Here is a 26,225-nt window from a genome sequence, read left to right on the forward strand (position 1 = left end):
TTGATTTCTCCTCGTTTTGCGTAATGCTAAGCCTAATAGAGAATTCAGTTCTTATCTCTGGCATTTATTCACAGCATTCTCAACCTGAGTTCATTAATCGATGCACGATCATCGCCTCAAAGATATTCTGCCGTTTGTTGCCAGCGTAGAGTGTGGCAGTTTTACCGCCGCTGCGGAGCGTCTGCACGTGACCGGATCGGCGATCAGTAAAAGCGTCAGCCGCCTGGAGACACGATTAGGCTCGCGACTGCTGGAGCGCACCACACGGAGCCTGCACCTCACCGACGCGGGCAGCGCCTATTACCAGACCTGCCTGCGTATTCTGGAGGATCTGGCCGAAGCCGAAGCGGTGCTGGCGGCACAGCGAACGATTCCTTCCGGTCGCCTGCGCCTGGCGGTGCCCACCACCTATGGCCGCCTCAATGTGATGCCGCTGCTGATGCCCTTTTGTCAGCAACACCCGGAACTGGCACTGAGCCTGAGTTTTTCTGACCGCTTCGTTGACCTGTTTGAAGAGGGCGTGGATGTGGCGGTACGGATCGGCGGCGCGCCCGACCTGCCTGCTTCGCTGGGCTGGCGTAATATGGGCCGCGAGCAGATGCAGTTCTGTGCCTCACCCGCTTATCTGGCACGTGAAGGACGACCTGAAGATGAGGCGGCGCTGCTGAACCACCGCGCCATCCTTTATGAGCGTGTAGACGGCAGCACCAAACCCTGGCTGTTCACCACCGAAGATGGTCAGCCGCACTGGCGCGAGGTGCCGTACCGGCTGGCACTGGGCGACGTTGATGCCCAGCTGCAGGCTGTCATCGCCGGGCTGGGCGTGGCACAAATGCCCTCGTGGCTGATTCAGCATGCCGTGAAACAGGGCGACCTGGAGATAATTTTGCCGCAGTTGCAGCCCGAGGGGCTGACGCTGAGCGTGGTGTGGCCACGCCGTAAACAGTTCCTGCCTAAGGTCGATGCGCTGTTATCGGCGCTCACCGCGCTGGAAATCCGCTAACCCGCCCTGCTATCTGTTTATCGCGGTTGGGATGTTTCATCCTGACCGCGATCATTTACTCTTTACAGCCGCTGATTTCCCGCTGTTCCGCCCTGCCTGAACCGCCGGTAACTTATCAACCTCACCTATAACCCGCTTAAATTTAATGTTTTTATTTTTGCTCTGATGGAATCCCATCAAAATAAAAATGGCGGAAGGGTTGAGCTCACATAATGAAAACTAAGTTTCAAATATAATTTAACCCGAAATAAAAATATCAGTAGGGTGATGTCTTCTTCATGTTCTGACGTTTTGTCTTTGCCGTTATTACCAGGAGTATTCATGGAAAAAGAACTTTATATCTCGTCGAACCCGGCATCCGGTCCAAATAGCACCACCCGCACCGAGCCTTTTGTGAAGATTATTGCGCTGGTCGCCACCCTGGGTGGATTGCTGTTTGGTTATGACACCGGTGTAGTCTCAGGCGCATTACTGTTTATGCGCGGCGATTTGCATCTCACCCCATTTACTACCGGGCTGGTCACCAGCTCCCTGCTGTTTGGTGCAGCCTTCGGCGCGCTGGCAGCCGGTCATCTGGCGGATGGCCTCGGCAGACGACGCATTATCATTGCGCTGGCGCTTATCTTCGCTTTTGGCGCTGTCGGCTCGGCGCTGGCGCCTGATGTCACCTGGATGATCGCTTCTCGCCTGTTCCTGGGCTTTGCCGTGGGGGGTGCTGCCGCGACCGTGCCGGTCTACATCGCAGAAATCGCACCCGCCAATAAACGTGGCCAGCTGGTCACCCTGCAGGAGCTGATGATCGTCAGCGGTCAGTTGCTGGCGTACATCTCCAACGCCACCTTTAACGATATCTGGGGCGGCGAAAATACCTGGCGCTGGATGCTGGCGCTGTCGATTGTCCCTGCTGTTCTGCTCTGGATCGGCATGATTTTTATGCCTGAAACCCCGCGCTGGCACGTCATGAAAGGCCGCAGTCAGGCAGCGCGCGAGGTCCTGGAAAAAACCCGTGCCGCCGAAGATGTCGAGTGGGAGCTGGAAGAGATTGAGGAAACCATTGAAGAGAACCGTCAGCGTGGCAAAGGCCGCCTGCGCGATCTCGCCACACCCTGGCTGATGAAAATCTTCCTGCTGGGCGTGGGTATTGCCGCCATCCAGCAGCTGACCGGGGTGAATACCATTATGTATTACGCCCCCACCATGCTGACCGCCGCCGGACTGAGCAACGATGCCGCGCTGTTCGCCACCATCGCCAATGGCGTGATCTCCGTGGTGATGACGCTGGCGGGTATCTGGCTAATCGGCAAAGTGGGACGCCGTCCGCTGGTGTTAATCGGACAGATGGGCTGCACCTGCTGCCTGTTCTTTATCGGGCTGGTCTGCTGGTTGATGCCGGAATACCTCAACGGCACGGTCAACCTGCTGCGGGCTTATCTGGTGCTGGCGGGAATGCTGATGTTTCTCTGCTTCCAGCAGGGCGCATTGTCACCCGTTACCTGGCTGCTGCTGTCGGAAATCTTCCCCGCCCGGATGCGTGGCATCTGTATGGGTGGCGCTGTCTTCTCGCTGTGGATCGCCAATTTCGCCATCTCCATGGCCTTCCCGCTGTTATTAGCCGCATTTGGTCTGGCCGGAGCCTTCTTTATATTCGCGGCTATCGGCATCGGCGGTTCTGTTTTTGTTGTGAAGTTTATTCCCGAGACCCGGGGAAGAAGTCTTGAGCAGGTCGAGCACTATTTCTATGCGCTTTATAACGGCAACGGCAAAAAATAGTGCCTGAAACGTCCGTATTGAAAAACTCACGGCCCGCAGCATTACGCTGACTACCCGATTGCTATTAACACTGTACCCCTACATTCAAGGAAATTGTTATGAGCCTGAATATTCCCAACGCGCGCTTTTGCATCAACCGTAAAATTGCGCCCAGCCTCACCCTTCCGCAGTTTTTTAAACTGGTCAGCCAGCTCGGTATCCATAATGTCGAACTGCGTAATGATATGCCCAGTGGCCGCGTCACCGACGATCTCAGCGGCGACGAGGTAAAAGCTCTGGCACGTGAGTCAGGCATCCGGATTGTGACCATCAATGCGCTCTATCCCTTTAATCAGCTGAATGAAGAGGTGCTGCAACGCACCCGCCAGCTGTTAAGTGATGCGCAGGCGGTCGGCGCTGAATCGCTGGTGCTCTGCCCGCTTAATGACGGCACGCCGATCAGCGCTGCCGACACCGTAAGCGCGCTGAAAACCCTGGCCCCGCTGTTCGCTGAGGCAGGTATTCAGGGGCTGGTGGAGCCGCTGGGCTTTCCGCAAAGCTCGCTGCGTTCGGCTACTCAGGCTCAGACGCTGATCCATGAAGCGGGTGTGCCATTCAGATTGCTGATCGATACCTTCCATCATCATCTGTTTGAAGATGCGGAACAGACTTTCGAACAGGAGATCGATATTCAGCAGATCGGTCTGGTTCACCTTTCCGGCGTCACCGACCCGCGCCAGGTTAATCAGCTAACCGACGAAGAGCGCATCATGCTCAGCGCGGAAGACCGCTTGCGCAGTAAGCAGCAGGTCGAGCGACTGGAGAAGATGGGTTACACCGGCCTTTACGCCTTTGAGCCGTTCTCCTCAGTGATGAACAGCTGGCAGGAAGCGGACATTGCCCGCGAAATCCGCGACAGCATCCAGCTGTTAAACCACTCAGCTTAAGGAATTATCATGACTATTAATATTGGCGTCATCGGCACCGGCGCAATCGGTCGCGAACACATCCGCCGTTGCAGCACCGTGTTACAGAATGCGCGCGTGGTGGCGCTTAACGATATCAACCGTGAAAACTGCCAGCAAATCGTTAACGAGCTGACGCCGGAAGCGCGTATTTATGACAATGCTATCGATCTGATTAACGATCCGCAGGTCAATGCGGTGCTGGTCACCTCCTGGGGCCCGACGCATGAAGCCTTTGTGCTGGCCTGCATTGAGGCGGGTAAAGCGGTGTTCTGCGAAAAACCGCTGGCGGTTACCGCGCAGGGCTGCATGAACATTGTGGAAGCAGAAATTAAGGCAGGACGTCAGCTGGTGCAGGTCGGGTTTATGCGCCCTTATGACAGCGGCTATCGCGCACTAAAAGCGGTGATCGACAGCGGCGAAATTGGTGAGCCTTTGATGCTGCACTGCGCACACCGCAACCCGGAAGTGGGCGACAGCTACACCACCGACATGGCGATCACCGACACCCTGATCCACGAACTCGATGTGCTGCGCTGGCTGCTGGATGATGATTATGCCAGCGTGCAGGTGATCTTCCCGCGTAAAACCCGTAAGGCGTCGTCACATCTGCGCGATCCGCAAATCGTGCTGCTTGAGACCACCAAAGGGGCGCGCATTGATGTCGAAATCTTCGTGAACTGTGAATATGGTTACGACATTCAGTGTGAAGTGGTGGGTGAAAGCGGCATTGCTCGTCTGCCGGAGCCGGTCTCTGTGCAGCTTCGCAGCGCGGCTAAGCTCTCCACCACCATTCTGACTGACTGGAAAAAGCGCTTTATCGATGCGTATGACGTGGAGTTACAGGCATTTATCAACAACGTCATCAGCGGTGAGATGACCGGTCCCTCCGCCTGGGATGGTTACGCCGCCGCGGTGGCCGCTGATGCCTGCGTCGCGGCCCAGACTTCCGGTGAGATTGTGCCGGTCACTATGCCAGCAAGACCGGCTTTTTATCGCTGATAGCAACGCTGCACGGCGGGTTCCGCCGTGCATTTCCTCCTCCGTTTCATCTTTTCCCGCGGCTCTTCACGCATCATCGGTAACCGAATAAAGCCGCCAGGCAGGACATTGAGTCATACCGGCCTGAGCGCGCAGCACAGCCCACTGTTAACTCATTATCACGGCGCAGTAATCACAATTGCCACACGCCGATTTTGCGCGCGTCCCTGTGCACTATTGTTACTGGTAACCGGTGCACTCATGCCTAATCCACGTGTGATAATATTTTCGCGCGGTATAGCAGCCCCTTCCGCCCACTGTGCCGCGACTGCGTTAGCTCTTTTTAGCGACAGCTGTTGGTTATAATCCGGTTTGCCGTAATTATCGGTGTGCCCGTCAATTCGCACATGCTTAATACCGGTCGACGCCAGGTTTTTTGCCATCCCCTGAATGTTACTTTTGCTGGAGGGTGTAAGTTCTGATTCGTTTACACCAAACAGGATCTTATCTGATAAGCCTAATCCCCAGCCTTCCATATTTTGAGTGAATCCCGCACGCTTCATCGCTGCGATCTGCGCCTCACTAAAACGTTCTTTAGACTGACAACCGACCAGCGCCAAAATAAGCAGCATCAGGGAAATATTTTTTTTCATCTTTAAGCCTTATTTGTTCGCTTATTTTTGTACATATTCATGTCAGCGCGTTCGAGAATAGACTCAACCGTATCGCCGTGTTGTGACCAGGCGTAGCCAATGGTAACCGAGGTATTTATCGGCGTACCTTCTGCAAGGATGATTTTTTCCATGATGAGGTCATGGATGTCCTGCATGAGTTGCTGTAATTGCTCCTCACTGACCTGACTGCTCACCAGCATGGCAAATTCATCCCCACCTAACCGGGCGACTAGATCCTGTTCAGATGCCAGTGATAACAGCCGTGCTGCTATCGCTTTTAATACCTCATCCCCGGCGGCATGGCCCCAGTTATCATTGATACTTTTAAAGCGGTCGCCATCAAGAAAGAGTAAGGCAAAACGCTCCTCAGCATATTGCTGGTCGAGAAGCCGGGAAAGGTGAGCAGCAAACGCGCTGCGGTTTGCAAGACCGGTTAACGGGTCCTCCAGCGCTTTGGCTGCCAGCGAGCGATTATCTCGGATAAGCGAAGCCTTTAGCGATTGCATTTCCCTCAGCAACGAATTGAGATCATCTGAAAATAGCTGAAACTCACTCGTCGTGCTCTCCGGTATACGCAAGGAAAAATCACCGGAATGAATCACATAGTGAATCGAGCTGGTAATGTTGCGCAGTGTAGCGAGCATACCCCGATGCAGAAATTCACTCAGCAAAAGGGAGATAATCAGTACACATAGCATACCGCTGGTCAGAATCATGAAGGAGTATCGAATGAAACTCACCGCGCCGGTCACGGTGCCTTCCAGCGTTAATGTACCGACAGCAACGTCAGAGTGAATGATACTAACGTTAAGCGGTTTAAGATAAATCCATTCACGTAATAACCGCGAATACCAGCCCGTCTGCTCCTGCTGAGCATGCCAGTTGACCAGAACAATTTGATCTTTAGTGACCAGTTTCGCAGACGCGTACATCCCTTCATTGCCGAGCCGTGCAATTTTATTGTGCGCATCGTAACTGTCGGAAAAAACGGTCGCAGCGGTTAGCGTGGTGCTGAGGGTTGCGCCGATTAATTCAAGGTTTCGCTTCTCGTAATTTTTAATAAATAGCAGCGACGTCGAGGAGAGCAACAGCCAGCACAACAGTAATATCACCGCAGCGTTGATGGTGCTTATTTTTCGCAGTTTATTGCGTATCGATGATTTGTCATTTCTTAATTTATCGAATTTCATTTTATTCGCTTCTCTCGCGGGACAGCAAAAGCACGTCCGGACTCACCCTGACACCGCTTCTGGCAAGCGAATCAAGGTTAACGGAAAAAAGCGTGTGGCCCGGATGAAAAATCAGGCAAAACGCGGCGCCCCGCGTGCAATCCGCATTGTTCTCCGCGAGGGTAAGGACGGCTCTGCCCTTAAACTGCTGAATCAGGTCCACCTGCTGTTGTGACGTCTGATCGCCGAAATAGACGGCGTCGCATCTGTGCGACGGCAGGTCGCCTGCGCTGGCAAGATAAACAACGGTGAATGTGGCTGCCGCCGAGGAGGCAGAGTCCGGCAAGGAAAGATGCCGGGCTGAAGAAAAAATACATAATTGAGGCGGTTGTTTTAAGCCCGTCCACTGGGTGAAGCTGATAATACCACTGACGATATCATTGGCTTTGCCATCTTTTATTTCGGCACTGGCAATATGAGGAATAAGCAGCAGCAAAATAAGTCCCGTATAAACGAGTTTGCAGATGTGGCGTATGAAAAGCAGCACATCGACGTCATGATGAATTTGATATTTATCGATCATACTGCGTTCCCAAAAATTCTACGCATGGCAGGACGCCTTAATAAGCGCGGAAATATTAGCATAGCGGTGATTAAATTTGTACTTCTGGTTTGGTTTGCCACATACCCTGTTGGTGTACTTTTATCTGGCGTAAGAATCACTGTGCTATCAGTCAAAATAAGGTTTTAAAATTTCTTCGGTCCAGTGCATAAAGGCTCTGACACGCCGCGACAGATTTCGTCGGTGCGCGACAACAAAAGAGGCACTGAGCGGCTCAGGACACAGATCGGTAAGGACTTCAACCAGCGCACCGCGTTCAATATAGGGCGCCAGCGTGGAGTAACCGCCCTGAATCAAGCCCAGCCCGGCCAGTCCCGCCTCATGATAGGCCGGTACGCTATTTACCCTTATGGCGCCGGGTAACATCAGCAATTGGTAGCCGCCATCCACCGGATACTCCCAGCCATCTGGCTTCGAACCAAAGCTCCGCTGGTAATGGACCATCTGGTGGCCATGATTGAGCAGATCATCAATCGTCTGCGGTACTCCGAAGCGCGCCAGATAGCCCGGACTGGCTGCATTGATCATGCGCAGCTGCCCCAGCGGGCGAGCAATAAGCGTGTCATCAACGATTGGCCCCAGACGGATAACAAAATCAAACCCTTCATGAACTAAATCAACGCGCCGATCGGTACTTGAAAGCTCGATCTCCAGTTCAGGGTGTGCCTCCAGCAACTGAGGCAGCGCGGGGATCACCACGCATTGTGCCAGCACGGCAGGCATATCAACGCGTATCCGGCCCCGCAATGACATCCCCTCGTGAGAGAACATGGACTGTAATTCTTCGGCTTCCGATAACAGATCGCGGGCGCGTGAGTAAAAAGCCCGTCCATCTTCCGTTAACTGCACTGTTCGCGTGGTGCGATGCAGAAGCGTGGCGCCTGTCTCCCTTTCGAGTTCGCGCACCACTAGTGAGGCGCGTCCTTTCTGAATACCCAGGCTTTCAGCTGCCTGAGTAAAACTCTTCATTTCCGCCACGCGTGCAAAAATAATCAGCGCCTCAAGGTTTTTCATTTATTGTTCCCCTTCAGAGTAACAGTGCGTTATTTCTTACGTTATTTATCACCATATTAATGGGTAATAGACTGCTTTCACACCGCGGATATTACAGAACGCGATCTGAACGTTATGAAGGTGAATCGTCTCTCGGAAGGCTCAACGCCGTTGCGAACTGCCATGCAGGTTTGTGTACATAAGCACTGGTTCAGATCCCCGCATCATTCAGAGCACTGTCGGTTCGCGGCAAACATTGCTCAGGGTATCGGGAAGCACTCAGTGAAAAGGTTGTTACTCACCACTCAATCCGTTGACCCGAAGGAAGATTTGAAAACTTAGCCCCCATTCCGGATTTGGTTAACGCCAGTCGCGCTGCCTTACGCTGGATTTCACCCCCCTGTCAGGAAGGAAAAGAGAAATGAACAAAGGTTATTTAATCGCTCACGTGACCGTATCGGACCCTGTCGCATACGCTGACTATGCCAGAGCTGCAGGCGAAGCCATGCAGGCGTTTAATCCGAAGATCGTTGCCTGGTCAGGGCAGTATGAAAATCTGGAGGGAGAGGCGCATGAACGGCATGTGGTATTTGAGTTCGAATCTTTTGCCGAAGCCAAAGGTTTTTATGAAAGCCCTGCGTATCAGGCTGCCAGGCTGTTGCGTGCAGGGGCTGCGCACGGGACGTTTGTGCTGGTTGAAGGGGCCAGCCTTTAAACACTTCTCCGTCATGTGCCGCTGCAGACTCCAGCGAACCTGGGGCCCGCAGGATGTCACCAGTATGCTCAGTGGTGCCGGGATTTACCCGAGAAAGTGACAAGGGATATTCTGGTAATTGACGCTACCTGACCACCGTGCCGGTTAGGTAGCGTGTAACTGGCAAGGGGGTGGCTGTGTCTGACTTTATGACTTCCGCAGATCGCTTCCATCCCCTTCTGCTTTCATTAAAGCAGCACGGATGAGGTTTTTCTTACAGACGCTCACTTTCGGGGCAGGCGCAGGCCAAAGATAGTGTGCCCGTTCTCATGCCGGTAGTAAGCACTTCCGCCATGTAAAGCGGCGATTGCGCGCACCAGCGACAGTCCCAGCCCGCTTCCGGCCGTATGACGGACGTTATCGCCCCGCCAGAAGCGTTCAAATAATTTTTCAGGCTCCTCCAGCGCTTCGCCCGCGTTCAACACCTCAATCTCAACGTAGTCAGCGTGATGACAGGTACTGACCTGAATCGTGCCTTTTTCTGGCGAATAACGAATGGCGTTGATCAACAGATTACTCATCGCACGCTGGAACAGCATTTTATCTGCGTTGAGGCTGCCTTCGGCCCTCAGCTCAATGGCCCTCTCCTGCTCTTCCGCAACCGGTTCAAGAAAGTCGATCAGCGCTTCCAGCGCGTCCTGCAGCAGGAAGTCCTGTTTATTGAGTCTGATATTGTGGTGCGTGGCGCGAGCCAGGAAGAGAATGTTTTCAGTGAGACGCGACAGACTCTCCAGCTCTTCAATGTTGCCTTCGAGCAGCCTCTGATATTCAGCGGCTGAGCGTTCATGACCCAGCGCGACCTGATTCTGGCCCAGTAACACATTAATGGGCGTGCGGATTTCGTGGGCCAGATCGTCGGCAAACTGGGTCAGACGGATAAAGTCCGTGGATAAGCGCTGACGCATAGCGTTAAGCGCATTGCCAATCGGTAGCAGCTCCTGCGGGATAGCCTGAAGCGGCACGGGCTGATTTAACCGGTCACTGGCCGTTTCTGCCACGATCTTACTTAACCGGCCGATCGCCCTTAGCCCTCTGCGAATCAACAGCGGACTGACTGCGGCGCACAGCAATATGGCCGCCAGTGAAACCAGAATACTTTGCTGGCGATAACGCTCCAGCATCAGTGCTCGCTCCCGCGCGACCCTGGCAAGCGTAATGGTTACCGGCCCGAGCGAGGAGTTTGCCTGCAGGCTTAACGCCGACGCTTCCGTCTTATCCGCATTGATCCAGCGGTGCAGCTGTTTCTCACTGGGTGGCGTGCTGACCGGCGTGGGCGAGATCGCGGGCAACGTTATCCCGGTATGATTAATACTGACGTTTTGCTCATGCTGCGAGCGGATGCTGAGAATGTCCTGATGGATATCGACCATCCGATTGAAGTAGAGCGGCAGCGAGCTGGGATGGGCACCATCTTCAAGTAGTTGTCTTAACTGCGCCGCCCGATTAATCAGCGTTTGATCGTCCCGCCAGACCAGTTCACTGCGTAACGCTTTATACAGAATCAGGCTGATGCCGCCACAGGCCATCGCCATGATCAGCGTAAAAATTGCCGTCAGCCGCAGCGTCAGAGAAGGGCTAGTCACCCTCGCCTCCTTTTTCTGACAGGCAATATCCCATGCCCCTTACCGTAGTGATGAGCTTTTTAGGAAAGGGGTCGTCGACTTTACGGCGCAGGCGGCGGATAGCAACATCGACGATATTGGTTTCACTGTCGAAATTAACGCCCCATATTTCGCTGGCCAGCAGCGTCCGCGGCAGAATCTCACCGTGACGGCTGGCGAGCAGCCATAACAGCATGAACTCTTTGCGCGTCAGTGCAAGAGTGACACCGTCACGCAGAACCTGAAAGCGCGCTGAGTCCAGCACCAGATCGCCCACCCGTAGTACGCTACTGTGCGGCTGCTGCTGCCGGAGCTGATTTCTTACCCGAGCCAGCAACTCCGCAAAAGAGAACGGCTTAACCAGGTAATCATTGGCCCCCAGTTCCAGCCCTTTCACCCGATCATCCACCGAGTCTCTGGCAGTCAGGCAAATTACCGGAATCTGACTGGCGGTACGCAGGGTTTTCAGCACCTGCCACCCATCCATCCCCGGCAGCATAATATCCAGTATCACCAGGCTGTAGGGATGTGACAGCCCCAGATGCAGGCCATCCCGGCCGTCTGCGGCGTAATCCACGATATAGCCCGCTTCTTCCAGCCCCTTACGCACCCAGGCGCTCGCCTTCTGGTTATCTTCAATCAGTAATAGTTTCATCGGCGCAGTTTGCCATGAAATTTATGACCGCCACAGTGTTTCAGCGACAGATGACAATATGGTCATCTTTCTGACAGGCAGAACGAACAACCGTACAGGTATAACAGCGGGGTGATTAACACCGGAGTATTAAAAAATGAAAAAGAGTCTCACTGCCCTGGCCCTCACTACGCTGCTTGCCGTTCCCGCGGTCACCTTCGCGGCCAGTAAAAATCCGCTGAGCGTTCACGTGCTGAACCAGCAGACCGGGCTGCCGGCCTCAGAGGTTGAGGTAATGCTTGAGCAGAAACAGGGAGAAAGCTGGAAAGTACTGAATACCGCCAATACTAATCAGCAGGGTCGGATTGATGCCCTTTGGCCAGCAAAGCCCTTTGAGGCGGGAGACTATCGGGTGATTTTTAAAACCGGTCACTATTTTGCGGCACATCAACAGCAGAGTTTCTTCCCCGAAATCCCGGTGGAGTTCCATATCACCAATACCACGACCACCTATCACATTCCGTTGCTGCTGAGCCAGTACGGATATTCCACCTATCGCGGGAGCTGAAATAAATGAAACGTTTACTGCTGGCATTGATGCTGACAACCGGACCTGCCGTGGCGCTCGCTGCTGAGCCAGCCTCTGTCTATGACATGACGCAGGCGCTGAGTAATCAACTGGCGACGGAGGCTTTGTCCGCCTGCCATAACATGAATCGTCAGGGCGTAGTCGCCGTGGTGGATCGGGGTGGAAACCTGGTCACGCTAATGCGGGATGACAACGTGGGGCCGCACAACACCCAGGCGGCATGGCGTAAAGCGTTTACTGCGCTCTCCACCAAAACGCCGACCAGACAACTGACCATAAAGGCGCAATCCTCACCGGAAAGCGTCAACCTGAATACGGTTAATGAGCTATTGCTGCTTGGCGGCGGCGTGCCGGTGCAATATCGCGGCCAGTGGATCGGCGCTATCGGCATGGCGGGCACCGGCGGCGCGGAATCCGACGATCAATGTGGGACCGAAGCGATTAACAAAGTGCTGGGTAACAGCAAGCAACCGTAATCATGATGAACGCGCGGCGGGTATATTCCTGCCATACATGGGGAATAAACTGTTCCCCATGTTGTTTAGATAAGTCGCCGCCAGAACGGCTGCTTTGTGCCAGAAGCGAACATTGTATATTTGAATACTGCGATAAATTTTTGATAATTATGCATATGCATTAAAAAGACAATTATCGGAGTGGCCTGTTAACAGTTCTTATGCAGATTACGATAGCCTCCTGGCGTTCTTCCGGTATGACGTTTGAAGGCCAGAGAAAAAGAGGGAACAGATTTATATCCGGTTAATCTGGCTATCTCAGTAATACTTAAGTGATGCTTTCTGAGTTCAGCGCATGCCAGCTCCATTCGCCATGACGTCAGATAATTCCCGGGCGTTGAACCGGTAAGCTGATGAAACCTACTGGCGAACGCACTGCGGGACATAGCCGATTTTGCAGACAGACTTGCCAGCGTCCAGTCTGCAGATGGAGAAGAATGTATCAGTGTCAGTGCGGGTCCTATTTTCCTGTCACCGAGGGCATTCAGCCAGGATGTCCCTTTCTGATTAATCTCTAAGTATTCCCTCAGCATCTGCACCAGAACAAGTATTGCCATGCTACTGGCCACAATGTCGTGTCCGGGACGAAGCGCTGATGTTTCATGCGAAAGCAAAGTGATAAGGGCGGTGAGTGCAGGAGAAGAACTTTCCTCTCGTCGTGAAACCAGCACCTGAGGCAGATGTTTTAAAAGCAGCGGGCTGGAAGCCTCCTCAAATACGAATCTCCCCCCAATCCCCTCACTGATAAGTTCTCCCTGTCCGTAGCGGACCACACCATCCGCTTCACGGTGAGAAGAGAAAATCTGCCGTCCGTCACTTACCATCAATGCCGGACTTGAGCCACAGCAGTAAGCGTCACCCGAAGTCAGAAGATAGAAGTCCCCTTTTTCAAGCAGCAGAGGCTGCATTCCGTCCATCCAAAGCCAGAATTTCCCCTCAAGCACAGTGCCGAACTTAATGTGTTTATAAGAGGGAAACCGCATTGCCCAAGGGCCACGTGCTTCCATACGGGCCGTAAGGATGGCCTCTGCCTTCAGAAGTGAAAGAATATCAGACAACGGATCCATAACTTCCTGGACGAATGAATAATAAAAAAGGGATTTCTATAATAAAAGAAAGCGTTTGTCTGCGTCATTATCATTTGAAGCTTAACGGAGAAAACAAAATGAAATACGCAGAACTGGGTAAAACTGGGATTTATGTTTCACGCATTTGTCTCGGGACGATGACATTTGGCGGGGCGGATAATGCCGCCGGTAATGCCATCGGCCGCCTGACGGGCAAAGAGGCGGACATTATCGTTGGTGAGGCGCTGGACGCCGGCATCAATTTTATTGATACCGCGGATATCTACGGTATGGGGGGCTCTGAAAGCGTGCTGGGCGAAGTGCTGGCACAGCGACGCAGTCAGGTTTTTCTTGCAACAAAAGCGCACAGCAGAATGAATGCGGGCGCAAACGATGCAGGGCAGTCGCGCTATCACCTTATGCAGGCGCTGGAAGCCAGCCTTAAAAGGCTTAAGACCGATCACATTGACCTTTATCAGGTCCACAATTTTGATACCGTAACACCGATTGAAGAGGTTCTGCGGACACTGGACGACATGGTGCGTCAGGGCAAGGTTCGCTATATAGGCTGTTCGAATTATGCCGGCTGGCAGATTGCCAAAGCTTTGGGTATTTCAGGTGAACATAAGCTGGAGAAATTTGCCAGCGTACAGTCTTTTTATTCACTGGCCTGCCGCGACATTGAACATGAACTCCTTCCGGCAATTAAGGATAGCCAAACCGGACTGTTATGCTGGAGCCCTCTTGCAGGAGGCCTGCTTTCAGGCAAATTTGACCGCAGTGGTAGTCATGAGGCCTCTGCAAGACGCGCAAAAATTGAATTTCCACCCGTTGATAAAAGCCTGGCATGGGACATCGTGGATGTTCTCAAAACAATTTCTGAAAAACACCGCACTACTCCTGCCAGCATCGCAATAGCCTGGCTGCTGTCTTCTAAGCAGGTGACGAGCGTCATAGCGGGTGTGCGCAATGTGCATCAGCTCAGAGATAACCTTAGCGCGCTGTCTGTTAATCTCAGCGAGGAGGAAAAAGAAATGCTGGACAAGGTCAGTCATCCGGGTACACGTTATCCCGGATGGATTCAGTCATATAATGCCGCGAGCCGCTATCCGGCAGGCTTTCCTGATACCGGGCCTAACTGGATATTAGGTGAATCCCCTGTTTAACACGGGCTCAGAGCTATAAAAATAACTAAGCTTTTAATAACTTTGCTGAGTCCGGGTTCCTGACGGGCTCTGCTGACTCAGGCAGTGAACATTATGGTTAGCATCTATTGCTGTTAACATCTTCAATTTAACTCACTCATGCTGTTAGTTCCTTACGCCGGCTGAAAACTTTCGTAGAGAGTAAAATTTTATCCTATCAAACTATTATTAAGTATAATCTAATATAAAAGCTGATTGACATGGTAAGGCTGAATATTAATGTTTTTCATATGCATCTATTTGTTGCATGAAGAAAGGGTCTATATTTAAATCGCGTCAAAAATCCAGAGTAAATAATACTTTAAATATTGCCATTATTTATTGTGGCAAATAATTCTACTCATTGTTTAATGATATGATTCTGTTAAAAATTAAATGCCATTTTGGTCAAACTTAGAGTCGGCTGATTTGTTCGTAAGGAATGCGATGTCTCGCAGCGTTGCTTTTGAAAAAGTTCTATAAGTTCAAGTTAATTTTTATGCGAGTAAGTTTTATGTATTTCTTAAAGTAGAGTTTTGTTGGAGTGTTACTCTTAATTTTAAGTGAAATTTATTTGTCTTTTATGTGAAAAGAATATAAATTGAAGTTAAGATTGTAACGCTGGCAGTGTTATAGATTACTTACTATAGTTTGATAGTGACGAAACCTGTTAAAGTAAATACGATAAAATATGAAAAAATTAACTATTACTGAGTTTGCAAAGAAAATAGGTGTAGGTGTTGCAACAGTTGATCGGGTGCTTAATGATCGGGGTGGAGTATCGCCGGCCATGGAGAATCTAATACTCAAGGCCGCCCGTGATGCGGGACTTAAGCGTATTCTGCCGGAAAAGCATAGACCCTCCTGGCAGCTTGAGGTCCTGTTGAGCAGTAATAAATCTTTTTTTTTCGAACAGCTTGCTAAAGATTTTTCCATGCTGGCGGATAACTTAGGCTATCGCAGAATAACACTTTATAAAACTTTATTCTCTGAAGCTTCTCCGGAAAAAATGGCAAAACACATTGAAGCCAGCAGTAAAAAAATGGACGCTTTGATTATATTTGCACATGAGAGCCCACTTATTTATGAAATGCTGACCCTGTGTAAATCTCGCGGTGTCCCGGTAATAACCCTTGTGGCAGATTTACCAGGATCTGATAGATTGTGCCACGTAGGAATTGATCAATATAGTGCAGGCCGTACATCAGGCTTTGTACTTGGTGGTATGCTACCATCACATGGGGACGTGGTGATAATTAGCGGCCGTACGCAATACGCAGTCCATCGTCAGCGTGTCGATGGCTTTATTTCAGTAATGCAGAAATTTTATCCTAAAATCAATGTGCGCGAACCTATTTACAGTCAGGATGAACGGGAGCTTATCAGTCTTTTATTAAACCGAACCCTTGCATCTGATAAAGATATTGTCGGAATTTATAATACAGGCATGGGTAACACTCAGGTTAGTGAGATTTTGAATGATTATAATCTTAGAGGTAAAGTAGTTTACGTCACTCATGAACTTTACAATACAACACGGCAATTACTCGAACAACGAGTGCTGACATTGACCATAGATCAAAATACGTTGAGGCATGCTCAGCTGGCAATAACACTGGCGCTACATTATCTTGAAATGGGTGAGCAGCCTGATGAATATAAGTCAGGAAAGGTTGATTTTATGCTGTACACTCCTGAAAATTATAGGTGATATAAAATTGGTTACGATTGATTCAGAATAATGGCCCCCTCATTAGTACTCTTAATCTTCCGCTGGTTGGTAAAACCCCTATAACTCTGAATGTCGGACCGCAACGAGCTGTCGCAGATACAATATGTTGTAGTTTTCTAAGCTACTATCGATACTATACATAGTAGATTCAAGATAAGCGGCAAGCCAACACCAGGCCAGGGATTCAGGAGTTTTCAGCCACTGCACGTCTTCGGCCCCCTGCGGTTTTTTTTTGCCTAAAGCGGGTTATTTATCCTGCAGATACCGTGGGATCCGTCCGGAACGCGGCCCGAGATACGCTTGCTATCTTGCCGATGCCTTTTATCATTAAGCTCAAACGGCGGCTGCTCCGACCGGCCACGATAAGAGCAAAAGCCACTGAATACCTCTTTGAACCGCCTGCACGGCGGTTTTTTTATTCTTCTCTCGGCGTTACGTGATCGGCAGCACATGGTTTGTGCCGTTCGCTTTTTTTTAGCAAGGCTTACAGGTGACAGAGTTCGCTGAACGCCGGATTTTCCGGGATGCATAACCTTTTCTCCCCGGCTGCTTCCGCAGCTGACCCACTCAGATGGCGGTTTTTTGCCTGTCGCCTGCATGTGCGATAGGTATGTTATGTCTATTTTGGCAAAACTACACTGTCATCGTACATTTGACGGCCGCTTTTCGCTCAAAGCGGACCTTGCAGCACGTATGTCCGCTTTGTGCCAAAGTTACGTAAGGAAGGAATTAAGCCATCCCGTAGGATGGCTTATGAGATACTGTTACTGAGATGACAGACCTCAGAAATGCGCCGACAGCACGCCGTTTACAGACATATAAAAGAAGCACTTAACGGAAATTTTAACCAGCGTTTGTGCGGAACACGCTAACAGCGTCCCTCAGATTAGCGGCTCGACTTGCAAGTTCATCAGCAGACGATGCTGACTCTTCAACGAGCACGGCATTCTGCTGTGTGACCTGATCCATCTGAGTAACGGCAATATTTATCTGCGATACGCCTGCACTTTGCTCTTCTGAAGAAGATGAAATTTCTCTCACCAGCTGTGCTGTCTGTTCAATCGCATCCATACTCTCCTTCACTTTTTCACCTGCATCCCGGGCCATCGAAATGCCCTGCTCAGCATTCTCCACAGACTTTTCGATCAGTCCTTTAATTTCTTTCGCCGCGCCAGCCGAGCGCTGTGCCAGCGACCTGACTTCCGCCGCAACAACGGCAAAGCCTTTACCGTGCTCACCGGCCCGGGCAGCTTCAACAGCCGCGTTTAACGCGAGAATATTCGTCTGAAACGCAATCCCATCAATGACAGAAATGATTTCCTTAATCTGCCCTGCACTGCTGCTGATTTTCTCCATGGAACCCAGCACTGATTCCATTGCCTGACCGCCACGCAATGCCGCGCTGGTAGCCGAGCTGGCCATTTCTGCAGCATGGCGGGTGTTTTCAGCATTGTTGCCGATGATCGAAGAGAGCTGTTCCATACTGGCGGCTGTTTCAGCCAGTGATGCAGCCTGTTCTTCCGTCCTCGCAGAAAGATCGCCGTTACCGCGGGCAATCTCCTCAGATGAGGTGGCAATGGTGACGGCATTAGATTTAATGTTTTCTACCGTCACCGTCAGGCGCTGACTCATCTGCAGTAATGCCTTAAGCAGACCGGCTGTTTCATTGCGTCCTGTCACGGAAAAAGATGCTGTCAGATCGCCTTCTGCTACTTCAAGCGCAAGCTTTGACGCGGCACCGATAGGTCGTGTAACAGAACGGATAATGATCAATGCGAAAAAGACAGAAAGCAGGACCATAAAGAGAAGAACGCTCAGCAAACCATACTGTGCATTCCGGTGGTCCGTAATCTGCTGGTTCAGCATGTCATTCAGTTCATTACCGCCCGCAATCGCGTAGGTGCTGAATCTGTTAATCGCGCTGGTAAAAATTGCGGCATAGTCCTGAGGATTCTGATTCGTCATACTGCGGCTAATAAATAACGCCCCTGCAGTTTTCAGGGCATTTTGGGCTTCCTGCACGGCCGCGTCTGCATCGGCACTGAATTTCTGCTTCAGCCCTGTATCAGACGAAAAAAGCTTCTCTGAGTCCTGAGCAAACATATCCAGATTATAGGCACCCGTGCTGATTAATGATTCCATACGGACAGAGTCAGCCTCACTAACGGCTTCTTTCCTGGCAAGCAGTGAAGTCCCGAACGCACGAATTTTACCCAGACTTTCGGTAAGCTCAGGCAATGATGAGAAATTGCTGATAATCAGGCGGTACGTACTGATATCTGAATCAAGCGACAAACCGTAAAAATCCAGCACGTCGCGGTTTGTGTTAAGAAGTTTGCGGATGAGTTGCGCATGTGCGTCAAGACTGGTCGTTTGATTCAGTTTCGAAGCATCAATGTCCTGCTGCAGCGCGTCCCACTGTGCACGCACCCCATTGATTTTTTCGATTAAACCCGCACTGCCTTCTGTCTGCGCCATCTCTTTCTTGATGGCATCGGTGATAGTAACAATGTCATCTCTAACACTTAGACGCGATGAGGTGGCAGGATTTTTTTGCGCAATAGCGAGGGCTGTTTCAGCGCGATGGCGCTGTATCAGATTCAACAGGGCAAGGATTTTGTTTTCAGCAGGCACTCCTGTTACTTCTTTCTGCTTGTCCTGAATATATTTATTACCTTCTGACACAAAAAGCACGGTAGGAACTGAAAAAAGAACAAGGCAAAACAAGCCCAGAATTGCAAACTTAGCGGTAAGATTAATATTGTTAAGAATATTACTCATTTTTACACCCTGCTGAATTAATTTTTATAAGAACACAAATAATGCAGATTAAAAGCATCTTAATCATCATTATCGGTTAACTATTCATTAACTTTATAGCAGGCGTAAGAAAGAGAATATTTAGGTTGAATCGCAACAAGGTCTAACCTGTTACCCAGTAATTAGACAATACTGATGTTAACAATTACCTCATAAGAGGTAGGAAAGATTGTTAATATCTACTTCTCTCTTAACGAATTTTATACATGATTCATGTCCACTTTGTGCCAGGAGCGGACGTTCATGATTTTGAGATAAACATAAAAGTGCATACGATTTCAGAAAGCATTAACTGCCTGGTACAGATTACAGAGACAGGCCGGACTCACCAATAAAATCGACAAAGCAGCGTATTCTCGGTGAAAGATACCGGCTGGCTGGCCAGAGTGCCGAGAAAACCCCCTGCCTGGTACAGCTACCTGGCAATACCTCTTTCAGTTGCCCCGTGTTCAAAGATTCGCGAACGACAAAACCGGGCACATAGCAAATCCCCATACCTGACAGGCTCAGGCGAACAGAAGCCTCTATATTATTTACGGTCAGAACAGAGGCTGTCCTCAAATCAGCACCCGGGCACATACCGCGCAGTTCCCAGGGCTGGAGCAGCCCCGTTGAGGGAAAACGAAAAGAAATGCACCTGTGCATCGTTAAATCCGCTGGCGAGCCGGGTACGCCATATTCATTCAAATAGGAAGGGCTGGCGCAGAGCACAAAACGAAAATCACCAACCTTTTTAGATTTCAGTCGGGAGTCCGTCAGTTCACCGCTTCGTATGGCTACATCAAATCCTTCATCAATGATGTTTACCAGCCGGTCGCTGAAATCGAGATCGAGTTCTACATGAGGATAACGGCGGGAAAAGTCCGGCAGAAGAGGAAGGATCAACCTGTAGCCAATGACAGGAAGTGAAACCCTGAGCTTCCCGGCAGGCTGCGCTAAGCTGCTCGTCAGTTCTGACTCCGCCTCCTGTAATTGCTCAAGAATCTGCTGGCAGCGGATTAATAAAGCAGCCCCCTCCGCTGTCAGACTCACGTTTCTGGTGCTGCGATTTAAGAGACGTACGCCCAGTTTATGCTCAAGTCTGGCGACATTCTTCCCGACCGCTGAGGCCGAAATCCCAAGCAACCTTGCGGCCTGTACAAAACTCAGCGTCTCCGCTGTCCGGACAAACGAAGTAAGAGAGGTCAGACTGTCCATTAATTATAAACTTAATGTCCGTTAAGAAGAGATTTTCAGTGTATTTATTCACTCTGATGTCTGCAATAACATTGCTGAAGTTTGTTAACCCATCCGCTTTTCGGAAACATAAGGTCACCCAATGGCAACTTCAGCCAGAACACCCAGTCCATATGCCAGGGATATGGCAGCCTTTTCTGTCTATCTGGCGGCTGTATTGCTGCCGTTAAGCTTTACCGGTGGTGTAATCTCCACGCCGGCAATACAACAGGCTCTTGGCGGCTCGCCTGCCGCGCTGTCATGGCTGACGAATGGATTTATGCTGACTTTCGGCAGTTTCTTGTTGTCAGCCGGTGTTGCTGCGGATGTTACTGGCAGAAAGCGCATTTTTACCGCAGGCTCAGCCCTGTTTTGCCTGAGCAGCGTTATGATCTGCCTGACACAGGATATCTTTATGGCTGGGTTGTTCAGGTCACTGCAGGGTCTTGCGGCGGCCTTGATATTGGCCAGCGGCAGCGCTGCACTGGCCCGTCTCTATGAAGGTACGGACAGGACACGGGCCTTCAGCGTACTTGGCACTATGTTTGGCGTGGGCCTGGCGTTCGGCCCTGTGTTGATGGGTTTCATTACGGATGCTTTGGGCTGGAGATGGTTGTATGCCATGTTAGCTCTGCTTTCAGGCATTGTAATTTTGACTGGTGCTGCGTTTCTGCCAGCATCAGAGGAGAGCGGACATCAGAAACCAGACGGCACAGGATTAATCATGTTTACTGCAGCCCTGATGTTATTTACATCAGCGGTGATGCTTATACCTGCCTTTGGGTTTTTATCGTTTCCCACATTCGCCCTTTTCATTTCCGCCATGCTGCTTTTCAGCGGGTTTGTAGTGCGTTGCCTGGGGGTTGAAAATCCTGTTCTGGATATCTCTCTGCTGCTGCGCCCGCGCTTTTCCGGCGTTCTGCTACTGCCGATAGCAACATGCTATTGCTATGTTGTGCTGCTGATTATTATTCCGCTGCATTTTATGGGCGGTGACGGGATGAGTGAGTCCCGGAGCGCTTTTTATCTTATGGCGCTGACGTCTCCAATGCTGGTTTTCCCGTCGATTGCCGCACTGCTGACAAGGTGGTTTTCTCCGGGAACCGTTTCAGCTGCGGGACTTATTATTGCATCAGTCGGGCTGCTTTTCCTCGGATACGCACTACCGGGTAACAGCAGTAATTTTCTTGTGCTTTCACTTATTATGACGGGTACCGGCGCTGCGCTTCCATGGGGACTGATGGATGGTCTGGCACTTTCAGCTGTATCTGTGGAGAAAGCGGGCATGGCCGCAGGCCTCTTTAATACCGTTCGCGTTGCTGGAGAAGGGATCGCTCTGGCGATGGCGTCAGCATTTTTAACAGAAATGAATGATTTGAATCTGAAAAACACCGTTCACGGGTATGCGCCAGAGGTCATTCACCAGGCTGCCGCATGGCTGGGGGGCGGCAGTACTGAGCAGGCCGCTGCGATGTTACCCGGTATTTCACGATTATTGCTTCAGGACAGTTATGACACTGCGTATACGTTTCTTTTTAGAGTTCTGGCTGCTGTCACGCTGATTTGCGCGCTGATGGTCTGGATCACGCTGGGTCGGCAGAGGCAAGGCTGTGCTGCAGGCAATACGCTGGCCAGAGATGAGTGAAAAATCGTGATCGAATAAGGTCGTAAGCGTTCATTTCATCACGTCCGCTTTTCGCTCATAGCGGGTATTATCCGATGTCAGACTGCTCTATGCCAGGAGCGGCCCCTTACAAAGCTGATTCTTTTCACGGGACAAACTTAGTCAAAATCACCCATGAGGTAACGGTTAAACCCGTTGTGATTAAGAGGCCGTTCTTTGCTCAGCGGGTTATGGAGAATAATGCATTGTGTCGTAAAAAATATTTCCTCAAATGTGTATTATGAGGCGCTGCACGGCGGGGTCTTTAAAAAAGATATTCTCTTTGGCTACTGGTAAGAACGCTTTATTAAATTATTTATTTTAAATTTTGAGACATATTGATGCCGGTAATATGAAAGCCATTCTTCTGATACAGTGCTTTGGCTGAGGCATTATTCGGAGCTACCCTAAGTCCGACTTCATCGATGTTCATTATTTTTAGCAATCTTTTCATTTCGCATAAGGCCAGACCACCGAATCCACGGCCGCGCCAGTCAGGATAAATGTAGAAATCACTTATCCAGGCTGATGACCCGGTGATCGACAGCCAGAGGATGCCAATAACGTCCTCTGGTTCATCAGGCTGTTGGATACACCACAGCTGATTAGCCGGGGTCACAACTCCCTTTGTTAACACTGTATCAATAGATTCTATGGCTTTGATTCGTGCTTTTTCGGAAAGATATCCGCGATTGTTTTGCAGATCCTGCGAATATTCATGGATGAAAAGAGAACGATAATTTACGAATTCTTCTTCATTCATATTCCTGAGAGTAATCACACTGTCTTCCTGATTAGGTAGTTATGTGTTGAAGATATCACCTGGAAACTGTTTTTCAAGCTTCTCTGTTAAGGAATGTTTTCTCTGCACGTTTGAATCACCACTGAGAATGGTGATATTTCAGAATAGCGAGTAAACGGCACTTACTGATTATTGCTAAGCTCCGCTCCTCGCTCAAAACGCATTTAACCAGCTTCAGCAGTTAACGCGCCCCTTTACCAACAGACTCAGCCAGCAGGCCCGGAACGCTGTGCGGTCCGGGGATGTTAAGCTGTTCGATTGAGGTGTCCTGACATCTTAAAATGTCACTGAAATGGTCAGTTTTGCGTTCCTTCAGCTGATGACGAGACTCTGACCCGGAATGCAATAACCAGCGCGGCAGTGAGCATGATACAGGCAGCTGTAATGAATACCCCCGTCACCCCGTTGAGGCCATATATCAGACCACCTATTGCTGCACCCGCGGCAATGGAGGATTGAACGGCGGCGACCACCATACCCCCTGCGCTCTCGGCCTCATCGGGAAGAGTCCGGGCGACCCAACCTGACCACGCCACCGGTATGCCACCAAATGCCAGCCCCCACAGCATGACCAGCGCCGTAAGCCCGGCGATTGATAACGGCAGAGTGATCATACCCAGTGCCGCTGCTCCCACCAGAGCAGGCATAATAATCAGCGTAAAACGCAGGCTGCGTTCCATCAGCCATCCTGCCGACAGTGTCCCGATAAAGTTAGCAATGCCAAACACCAGAAGTATTAATGCCAGCCCTTTTGCGTCTATGTGTGCGAGCCCTTCCAGCGCAGGCCGTATATAGGTAAACAGCGCATACTGGCCGGTGTGTGCAAGCACGCACCCCAGCATGCCCACGCTCACGCCCGGCCTCTGGAGCAGAGAAAATACGGATGCCGTCCTGGTCCTGACTACCGGCGGCATTCCGGGCAGCGTCAGCCACTGAAAAATGAAAGAGAGTGCGCCAACCGCAGCAGCGGCAATAAACGCGCTACGCCAGCCAGACATCTCGCCCAGATAACTTCCCAGCGGTACGGCAACAACAGTACCTACCGCGATTCCACTAAAAATGATCGACAGCGCCCGCGGTACCAGCCTCTCCGGCACTAGCCTCATCGCAACCGCCGCTGCCATACTCCAGAATCCACCCAACGCGATACCCAGCAGGATGCGCATTGCCAGCAGCATGACAATACCTGAAGAGAGCGCCACGAGCAGATTTGAGAAGATCATAAGGGCGGTAAAGCTCAACAACACGACGCGCCGGTCCAGCGCACGCGTTAATCGCGGTATCAGTAATCCGGCAAATAACGCAATCACCGCCGTCACTGTTACGGCCTGTCCTGCAAGAGATTCTGACACACCCAAATCCCGTGCAACAGGCGTTAATAAGCTGGCAGGCAGGTACTCTGCGGTGAGCAGGCCAAAAACACCCATGGTTAACGAAAAAACCGCAAGCCAGGCTGGCTGGATTTTCTCATCTCTTTGCACTCTTTCTTTGTGAACCCTGATAGAAGTTTCATCCGTCATTTCTAAGTCTCCTGGAAAGTCGTTTCAGGAGAAGAAGTCTATTCAGGCGCAGCTGGATGATCTATGCTCTAAAACCCTCACTTTTTTACCCAGAACCCGGAAAGGCATATGACTTCATCCTTCGCTCTGTCATCAGAACTCATCAGCGAGTTGCTTTCCGGCCTGCGGCTATACGGCGTGCGATATCAGCGTATCCAGACGGGAGATACGTTTGGCCTGAACTTCGCAAGCAGGCCCGGTCATGCTTATCTGCACTACGTCGCTGTAGGTGAGATGGTGCTCCATAGTGCAAACGGCGAAGTTCTTACGCTTTCAGCCGGAGAGGCTGTATTTCTTCCCCACGGCGAACGGCATCAGCTTTTGTCGGCAACAGCCGCCGACGTGCTGGATATCGACAATATTGAAACGGCACCACTCGATGAAAAAGTGAGTGGGATTGATACCTGCCCGAGTACCCAGGAAACGCCAGGCGCTGTGCTGTTTTTTGGTTGCATGAAAATTGATCTGGGAAGCATGCAACGGCTGGCGGATGTGCTGCCTGAAATTATGCATGCCGATGCAAAGGGGATTCAGTGGCCGGGACTCATGCATATCCTTGATGCGATGAAGCGTGAGATATGCTCCGGACGCGTGGGCTATGCAGGTATTCTCGCCAGGCTTGCCGATGTGGCTGGAGCGATGTTTATCAGAGGATGGGTGGAAGACGGTTGCGGCAATAGCCCTGGCCTGGCTGCAGCACTGCGCGATCCGCGTCTGGCTCAGGCCATCCTGGCGATTCATCGCGAACCGGGCCGGGACTGGAGCGTGGCAGAACTCGCCGCCGAATCGCATATATCCCGCTCCGCATTCGCCGAAAGGTTTCAGACCACTATCGGCGTCCCACCGCTACGGTATGCAACAGAAGTAAAGATGCATCTCGCTGTCCGCTGGCTGTCGTCAGAAAATATTACCGTCGACACCGCATCGCAACGGTTAGGATACTCCTCTCAGGCTGCTTTCAGCCGGGCTTTTAAGCGTGTTACGGGCAAGTCTCCAGGCGCGGTTCGTTTGCTTAGCTAATGGGTTTTATCCCTGGCGGGGATAGCAGTAATCGCAACGTAGCCTGACTTCCTTTGTGCTCCAGCAAAGGCAGCATCAAATAAATAAATCACATTAAAAACAGTGTCCGTTTCTGGCATATAGCGGTCATCAGCCCGATGACAGTTTACTTTTTGACAGGAGCGGACGTCAGTTCCAATTAATATAGTCAGCGCAATGCCTTTGAGAAACAGATAGCTTCTGTCCTGCCTATATATGGGCCGTAATTCTCAATAGGGACATAACCATTTTTCATGTAGAAATTTACAGCACGATAGTTGATGTGGCGGGTTTCCAGCCTAACTTCGATATATCCCATCTCTTTTGCTGATTTTTCAAGGAAAGTGAGTAAAGCACCACCAATCCCTGACTCACTTCGGTCTGAAAACATTCTTTTAAGCTCGGCTATATTTTGGGTAAATGGCCGTATAGCACCGCATCCCACAGCTTTGCCTTGAGAATTCTTTGCTGATGCCCATAAAGCTTTGTCATCACCCATTGCTTGGGTGGTGAAATTGCTTTTGCCGTTATCACCAGTAATAGCGGCAAGTTCTGCTGATAGCATTTCGATTAAACGATGGGATTCTGAAGAGAATGGATCTGATTTTTCTACTTTTATCATGGTTATACCCTGCAGGATGAGTGTGACCAACATAAAGCATCCTGCTAAGAAAAGCATCAGCTCAAAACGGGTAAAGGGATATCACTTATTTAAACCATCCCTGGGGTCATGGCTGCTCCTCACTCATAGCGGACATAAATCTGAACTTAGTCTGGCCCGCCTCATTGCAGTTGCCAGAAATTAATACAAAGGTAATACAGCTTGAACGTTAAACTGGAAGGCATACGGACATGATAGCAGTTTAAATTGCTCATCGGCCGAATAGGTGACAGCA

General features: G+C 50.7%; 23 protein-coding genes. 11 read left to right on the forward strand and 12 right to left on the reverse strand.

Annotated features, from left to right (window positions below; genetic code table 11):
* Positions 1 to 100 precede the first annotated feature (100 nt).
* The 4 genes from HFD94_RS09795 (at position 101) to HFD94_RS09810 (ending at position 4,719) form a co-directional block, all read left to right on the forward strand.
* Positions 101 to 1,003 (forward strand): LysR family transcriptional regulator, encoded by a 903-nt coding sequence (locus HFD94_RS09795; RefSeq protein WP_010247278.1) that lies wholly within the window; start codon positions 101 to 103, stop codon positions 1,001 to 1,003.
* A 321-nt stretch (positions 1,004 to 1,324) separates the two neighbouring features.
* Positions 1,325 to 2,773, forward strand: a complete 1,449-nt coding sequence (locus HFD94_RS09800) for a sugar porter family MFS transporter (protein ID WP_010670306.1) — start codon at positions 1,325 to 1,327, stop codon at positions 2,771 to 2,773.
* 98 nt (positions 2,774 to 2,871) lie between these two features.
* Complete coding sequence (locus HFD94_RS09805; RefSeq protein ID WP_305848818.1) at positions 2,872 to 3,699, forward strand: TIM barrel protein; 828 nt, start codon at positions 2,872 to 2,874, stop codon at positions 3,697 to 3,699.
* A gap of 9 nt (positions 3,700 to 3,708) precedes the next feature.
* Entirely contained in the window at positions 3,709 to 4,719 is a 1,011-nt protein-coding gene (locus HFD94_RS09810) for a Gfo/Idh/MocA family protein (RefSeq protein ID WP_010670304.1), read from the forward strand.
* 158 nt (positions 4,720 to 4,877) lie between these two features.
* Here HFD94_RS09810 and HFD94_RS09815 read toward each other — a convergent pair whose 3' ends face one another.
* The 4 genes from HFD94_RS09815 to HFD94_RS09830 all read right to left on the reverse strand — a co-directional run bounded on the left by HFD94_RS09815 (position 4,878) and on the right by HFD94_RS09830 (position 8,177).
* The gene (locus HFD94_RS09815) at positions 4,878 to 5,351 is read right to left on the reverse strand and encodes an OmpA family protein (RefSeq protein WP_010670303.1); all 474 of its coding nucleotides are present in this window, start codon (positions 5,349 to 5,351) and stop codon (positions 4,878 to 4,880) included.
* 2 nt (positions 5,352 to 5,353) lie between these two features.
* A complete protein-coding gene (locus HFD94_RS09820; protein WP_010247285.1) occupies positions 5,354 to 6,562 on the reverse strand; it encodes a diguanylate cyclase domain-containing protein in 1,209 nt (402 codons plus the stop codon).
* Between the two features lies 1 nt (position 6,563).
* Positions 6,564 to 7,124 carry a YfiR family protein gene (locus HFD94_RS09825; protein ID WP_033768499.1) on the reverse strand — a complete coding sequence of 187 codons (561 nt, stop codon included), beginning with the start codon at positions 7,122 to 7,124 and terminating at the stop codon, positions 6,564 to 6,566.
* 147 nt (positions 7,125 to 7,271) lie between these two features.
* Entirely contained in the window at positions 7,272 to 8,177 is a 906-nt protein-coding gene (locus HFD94_RS09830) for a LysR family transcriptional regulator (protein WP_045140139.1), read from the reverse strand.
* 400 nt (positions 8,178 to 8,577) lie between these two features.
* Here HFD94_RS09830 and HFD94_RS09835 point away from each other — a divergent pair, with 400 nt between their 5' ends.
* Positions 8,578 to 8,871 (forward strand): DUF1330 domain-containing protein, encoded by a 294-nt coding sequence (locus HFD94_RS09835; protein WP_010670299.1) that lies wholly within the window; start codon positions 8,578 to 8,580, stop codon positions 8,869 to 8,871.
* A 263-nt stretch (positions 8,872 to 9,134) separates the two neighbouring features.
* On the opposite strand, the gene HFD94_RS09840 is transcribed toward HFD94_RS09835, so the two are convergent.
* Entirely contained in the window at positions 9,135 to 10,493 is a 1,359-nt protein-coding gene (locus HFD94_RS09840) for a heavy metal sensor histidine kinase (RefSeq protein WP_045140140.1), read from the reverse strand.
* Positions 10,486 to 11,166 carry a response regulator transcription factor HprR gene (hprR, locus tag HFD94_RS09845; RefSeq protein ID WP_022624753.1) on the reverse strand — a complete coding sequence of 227 codons (681 nt, stop codon included), beginning with the start codon at positions 11,164 to 11,166 and terminating at the stop codon, positions 10,486 to 10,488. The genes HFD94_RS09840 and hprR overlap by 8 nt, the downstream gene beginning before the upstream one ends.
* Before the next feature lie 136 nt (positions 11,167 to 11,302).
* On the opposite strand from hprR, the gene uraH reads away from it, so the two are divergent.
* Entirely contained in the window at positions 11,303 to 11,713 is a 411-nt protein-coding gene (gene uraH, locus HFD94_RS09850; protein WP_010247303.1) for a hydroxyisourate hydrolase, read from the forward strand.
* A gap of 5 nt (positions 11,714 to 11,718) precedes the next feature.
* Complete coding sequence (locus HFD94_RS09855) at positions 11,719 to 12,210, forward strand: heme-binding protein (protein WP_010247306.1); 492 nt, start codon at positions 11,719 to 11,721, stop codon at positions 12,208 to 12,210.
* A 188-nt stretch (positions 12,211 to 12,398) separates the two neighbouring features.
* On the opposite strand, the gene HFD94_RS09860 is transcribed toward HFD94_RS09855, so the two are convergent.
* Complete coding sequence (locus HFD94_RS09860) at positions 12,399 to 13,316, reverse strand: AraC family transcriptional regulator (RefSeq protein WP_010670295.1); 918 nt, start codon at positions 13,314 to 13,316, stop codon at positions 12,399 to 12,401.
* A 98-nt stretch (positions 13,317 to 13,414) separates the two neighbouring features.
* Between HFD94_RS09860 and HFD94_RS09865 the strand changes: the two genes are divergently transcribed.
* On the forward strand, positions 13,415 to 14,482 hold the full coding sequence (locus HFD94_RS09865; protein ID WP_033760287.1) for an aldo/keto reductase: 1,068 nt from the start codon (positions 13,415 to 13,417) through the stop codon (positions 14,480 to 14,482).
* 709 nt (positions 14,483 to 15,191) lie between these two features.
* On the forward strand, positions 15,192 to 16,211 hold the full coding sequence (locus HFD94_RS09870; protein ID WP_167433084.1) for a LacI family DNA-binding transcriptional regulator: 1,020 nt from the start codon (positions 15,192 to 15,194) through the stop codon (positions 16,209 to 16,211).
* Between the two features lie 864 nt (positions 16,212 to 17,075).
* On the opposite strand, the gene HFD94_RS09875 is transcribed toward HFD94_RS09870, so the two are convergent.
* On the reverse strand, positions 17,076 to 19,013 hold the full coding sequence (locus HFD94_RS09875) for a methyl-accepting chemotaxis protein (protein ID WP_033760282.1): 1,938 nt from the start codon (positions 19,011 to 19,013) through the stop codon (positions 17,076 to 17,078).
* A 345-nt stretch (positions 19,014 to 19,358) separates the two neighbouring features.
* Positions 19,359 to 20,249, reverse strand: a complete 891-nt coding sequence (locus HFD94_RS09880) for a LysR family transcriptional regulator (protein WP_122889343.1) — start codon at positions 20,247 to 20,249, stop codon at positions 19,359 to 19,361.
* Between the two features lie 121 nt (positions 20,250 to 20,370).
* On the opposite strand from HFD94_RS09880, the gene HFD94_RS09885 reads away from it, so the two are divergent.
* Positions 20,371 to 21,912 carry an MFS transporter gene (locus tag HFD94_RS09885; protein WP_167433085.1) on the forward strand — a complete coding sequence of 514 codons (1,542 nt, stop codon included), beginning with the start codon at positions 20,371 to 20,373 and terminating at the stop codon, positions 21,910 to 21,912.
* Positions 21,913 to 22,246: 334 nt separating this feature from the next.
* Here the strand turns inward: HFD94_RS09885 and HFD94_RS09890 are convergent, their stop codons facing one another.
* Both HFD94_RS09890 and HFD94_RS09895 read right to left on the reverse strand, forming a co-directional pair.
* Positions 22,247 to 22,693 carry a GNAT family N-acetyltransferase gene (locus HFD94_RS09890; protein WP_157353375.1) on the reverse strand — a complete coding sequence of 149 codons (447 nt, stop codon included), beginning with the start codon at positions 22,691 to 22,693 and terminating at the stop codon, positions 22,247 to 22,249.
* Between the two features lie 335 nt (positions 22,694 to 23,028).
* Entirely contained in the window at positions 23,029 to 24,252 is a 1,224-nt protein-coding gene (locus HFD94_RS09895; protein ID WP_167433086.1) for an MFS transporter, read from the reverse strand.
* A gap of 108 nt (positions 24,253 to 24,360) precedes the next feature.
* On the opposite strand from HFD94_RS09895, the gene HFD94_RS09900 reads away from it, so the two are divergent.
* Complete coding sequence (locus HFD94_RS09900) at positions 24,361 to 25,311, forward strand: AraC family transcriptional regulator (RefSeq protein WP_031592446.1); 951 nt, start codon at positions 24,361 to 24,363, stop codon at positions 25,309 to 25,311.
* 187 nt (positions 25,312 to 25,498) lie between these two features.
* Here HFD94_RS09900 and HFD94_RS09905 read toward each other — a convergent pair whose 3' ends face one another.
* The gene (locus HFD94_RS09905) at positions 25,499 to 25,984 is read right to left on the reverse strand and encodes a GNAT family N-acetyltransferase (RefSeq protein WP_167433087.1); all 486 of its coding nucleotides are present in this window, start codon (positions 25,982 to 25,984) and stop codon (positions 25,499 to 25,501) included.
* Positions 25,985 to 26,225: the final 241 nt, after the last annotated feature.

The organism is Pantoea sp. EKM20T (assembly GCF_011800485.1).
Lineage (GTDB): Bacteria > Pseudomonadota > Gammaproteobacteria > Enterobacterales > Enterobacteriaceae > Pantoea > Pantoea agglomerans.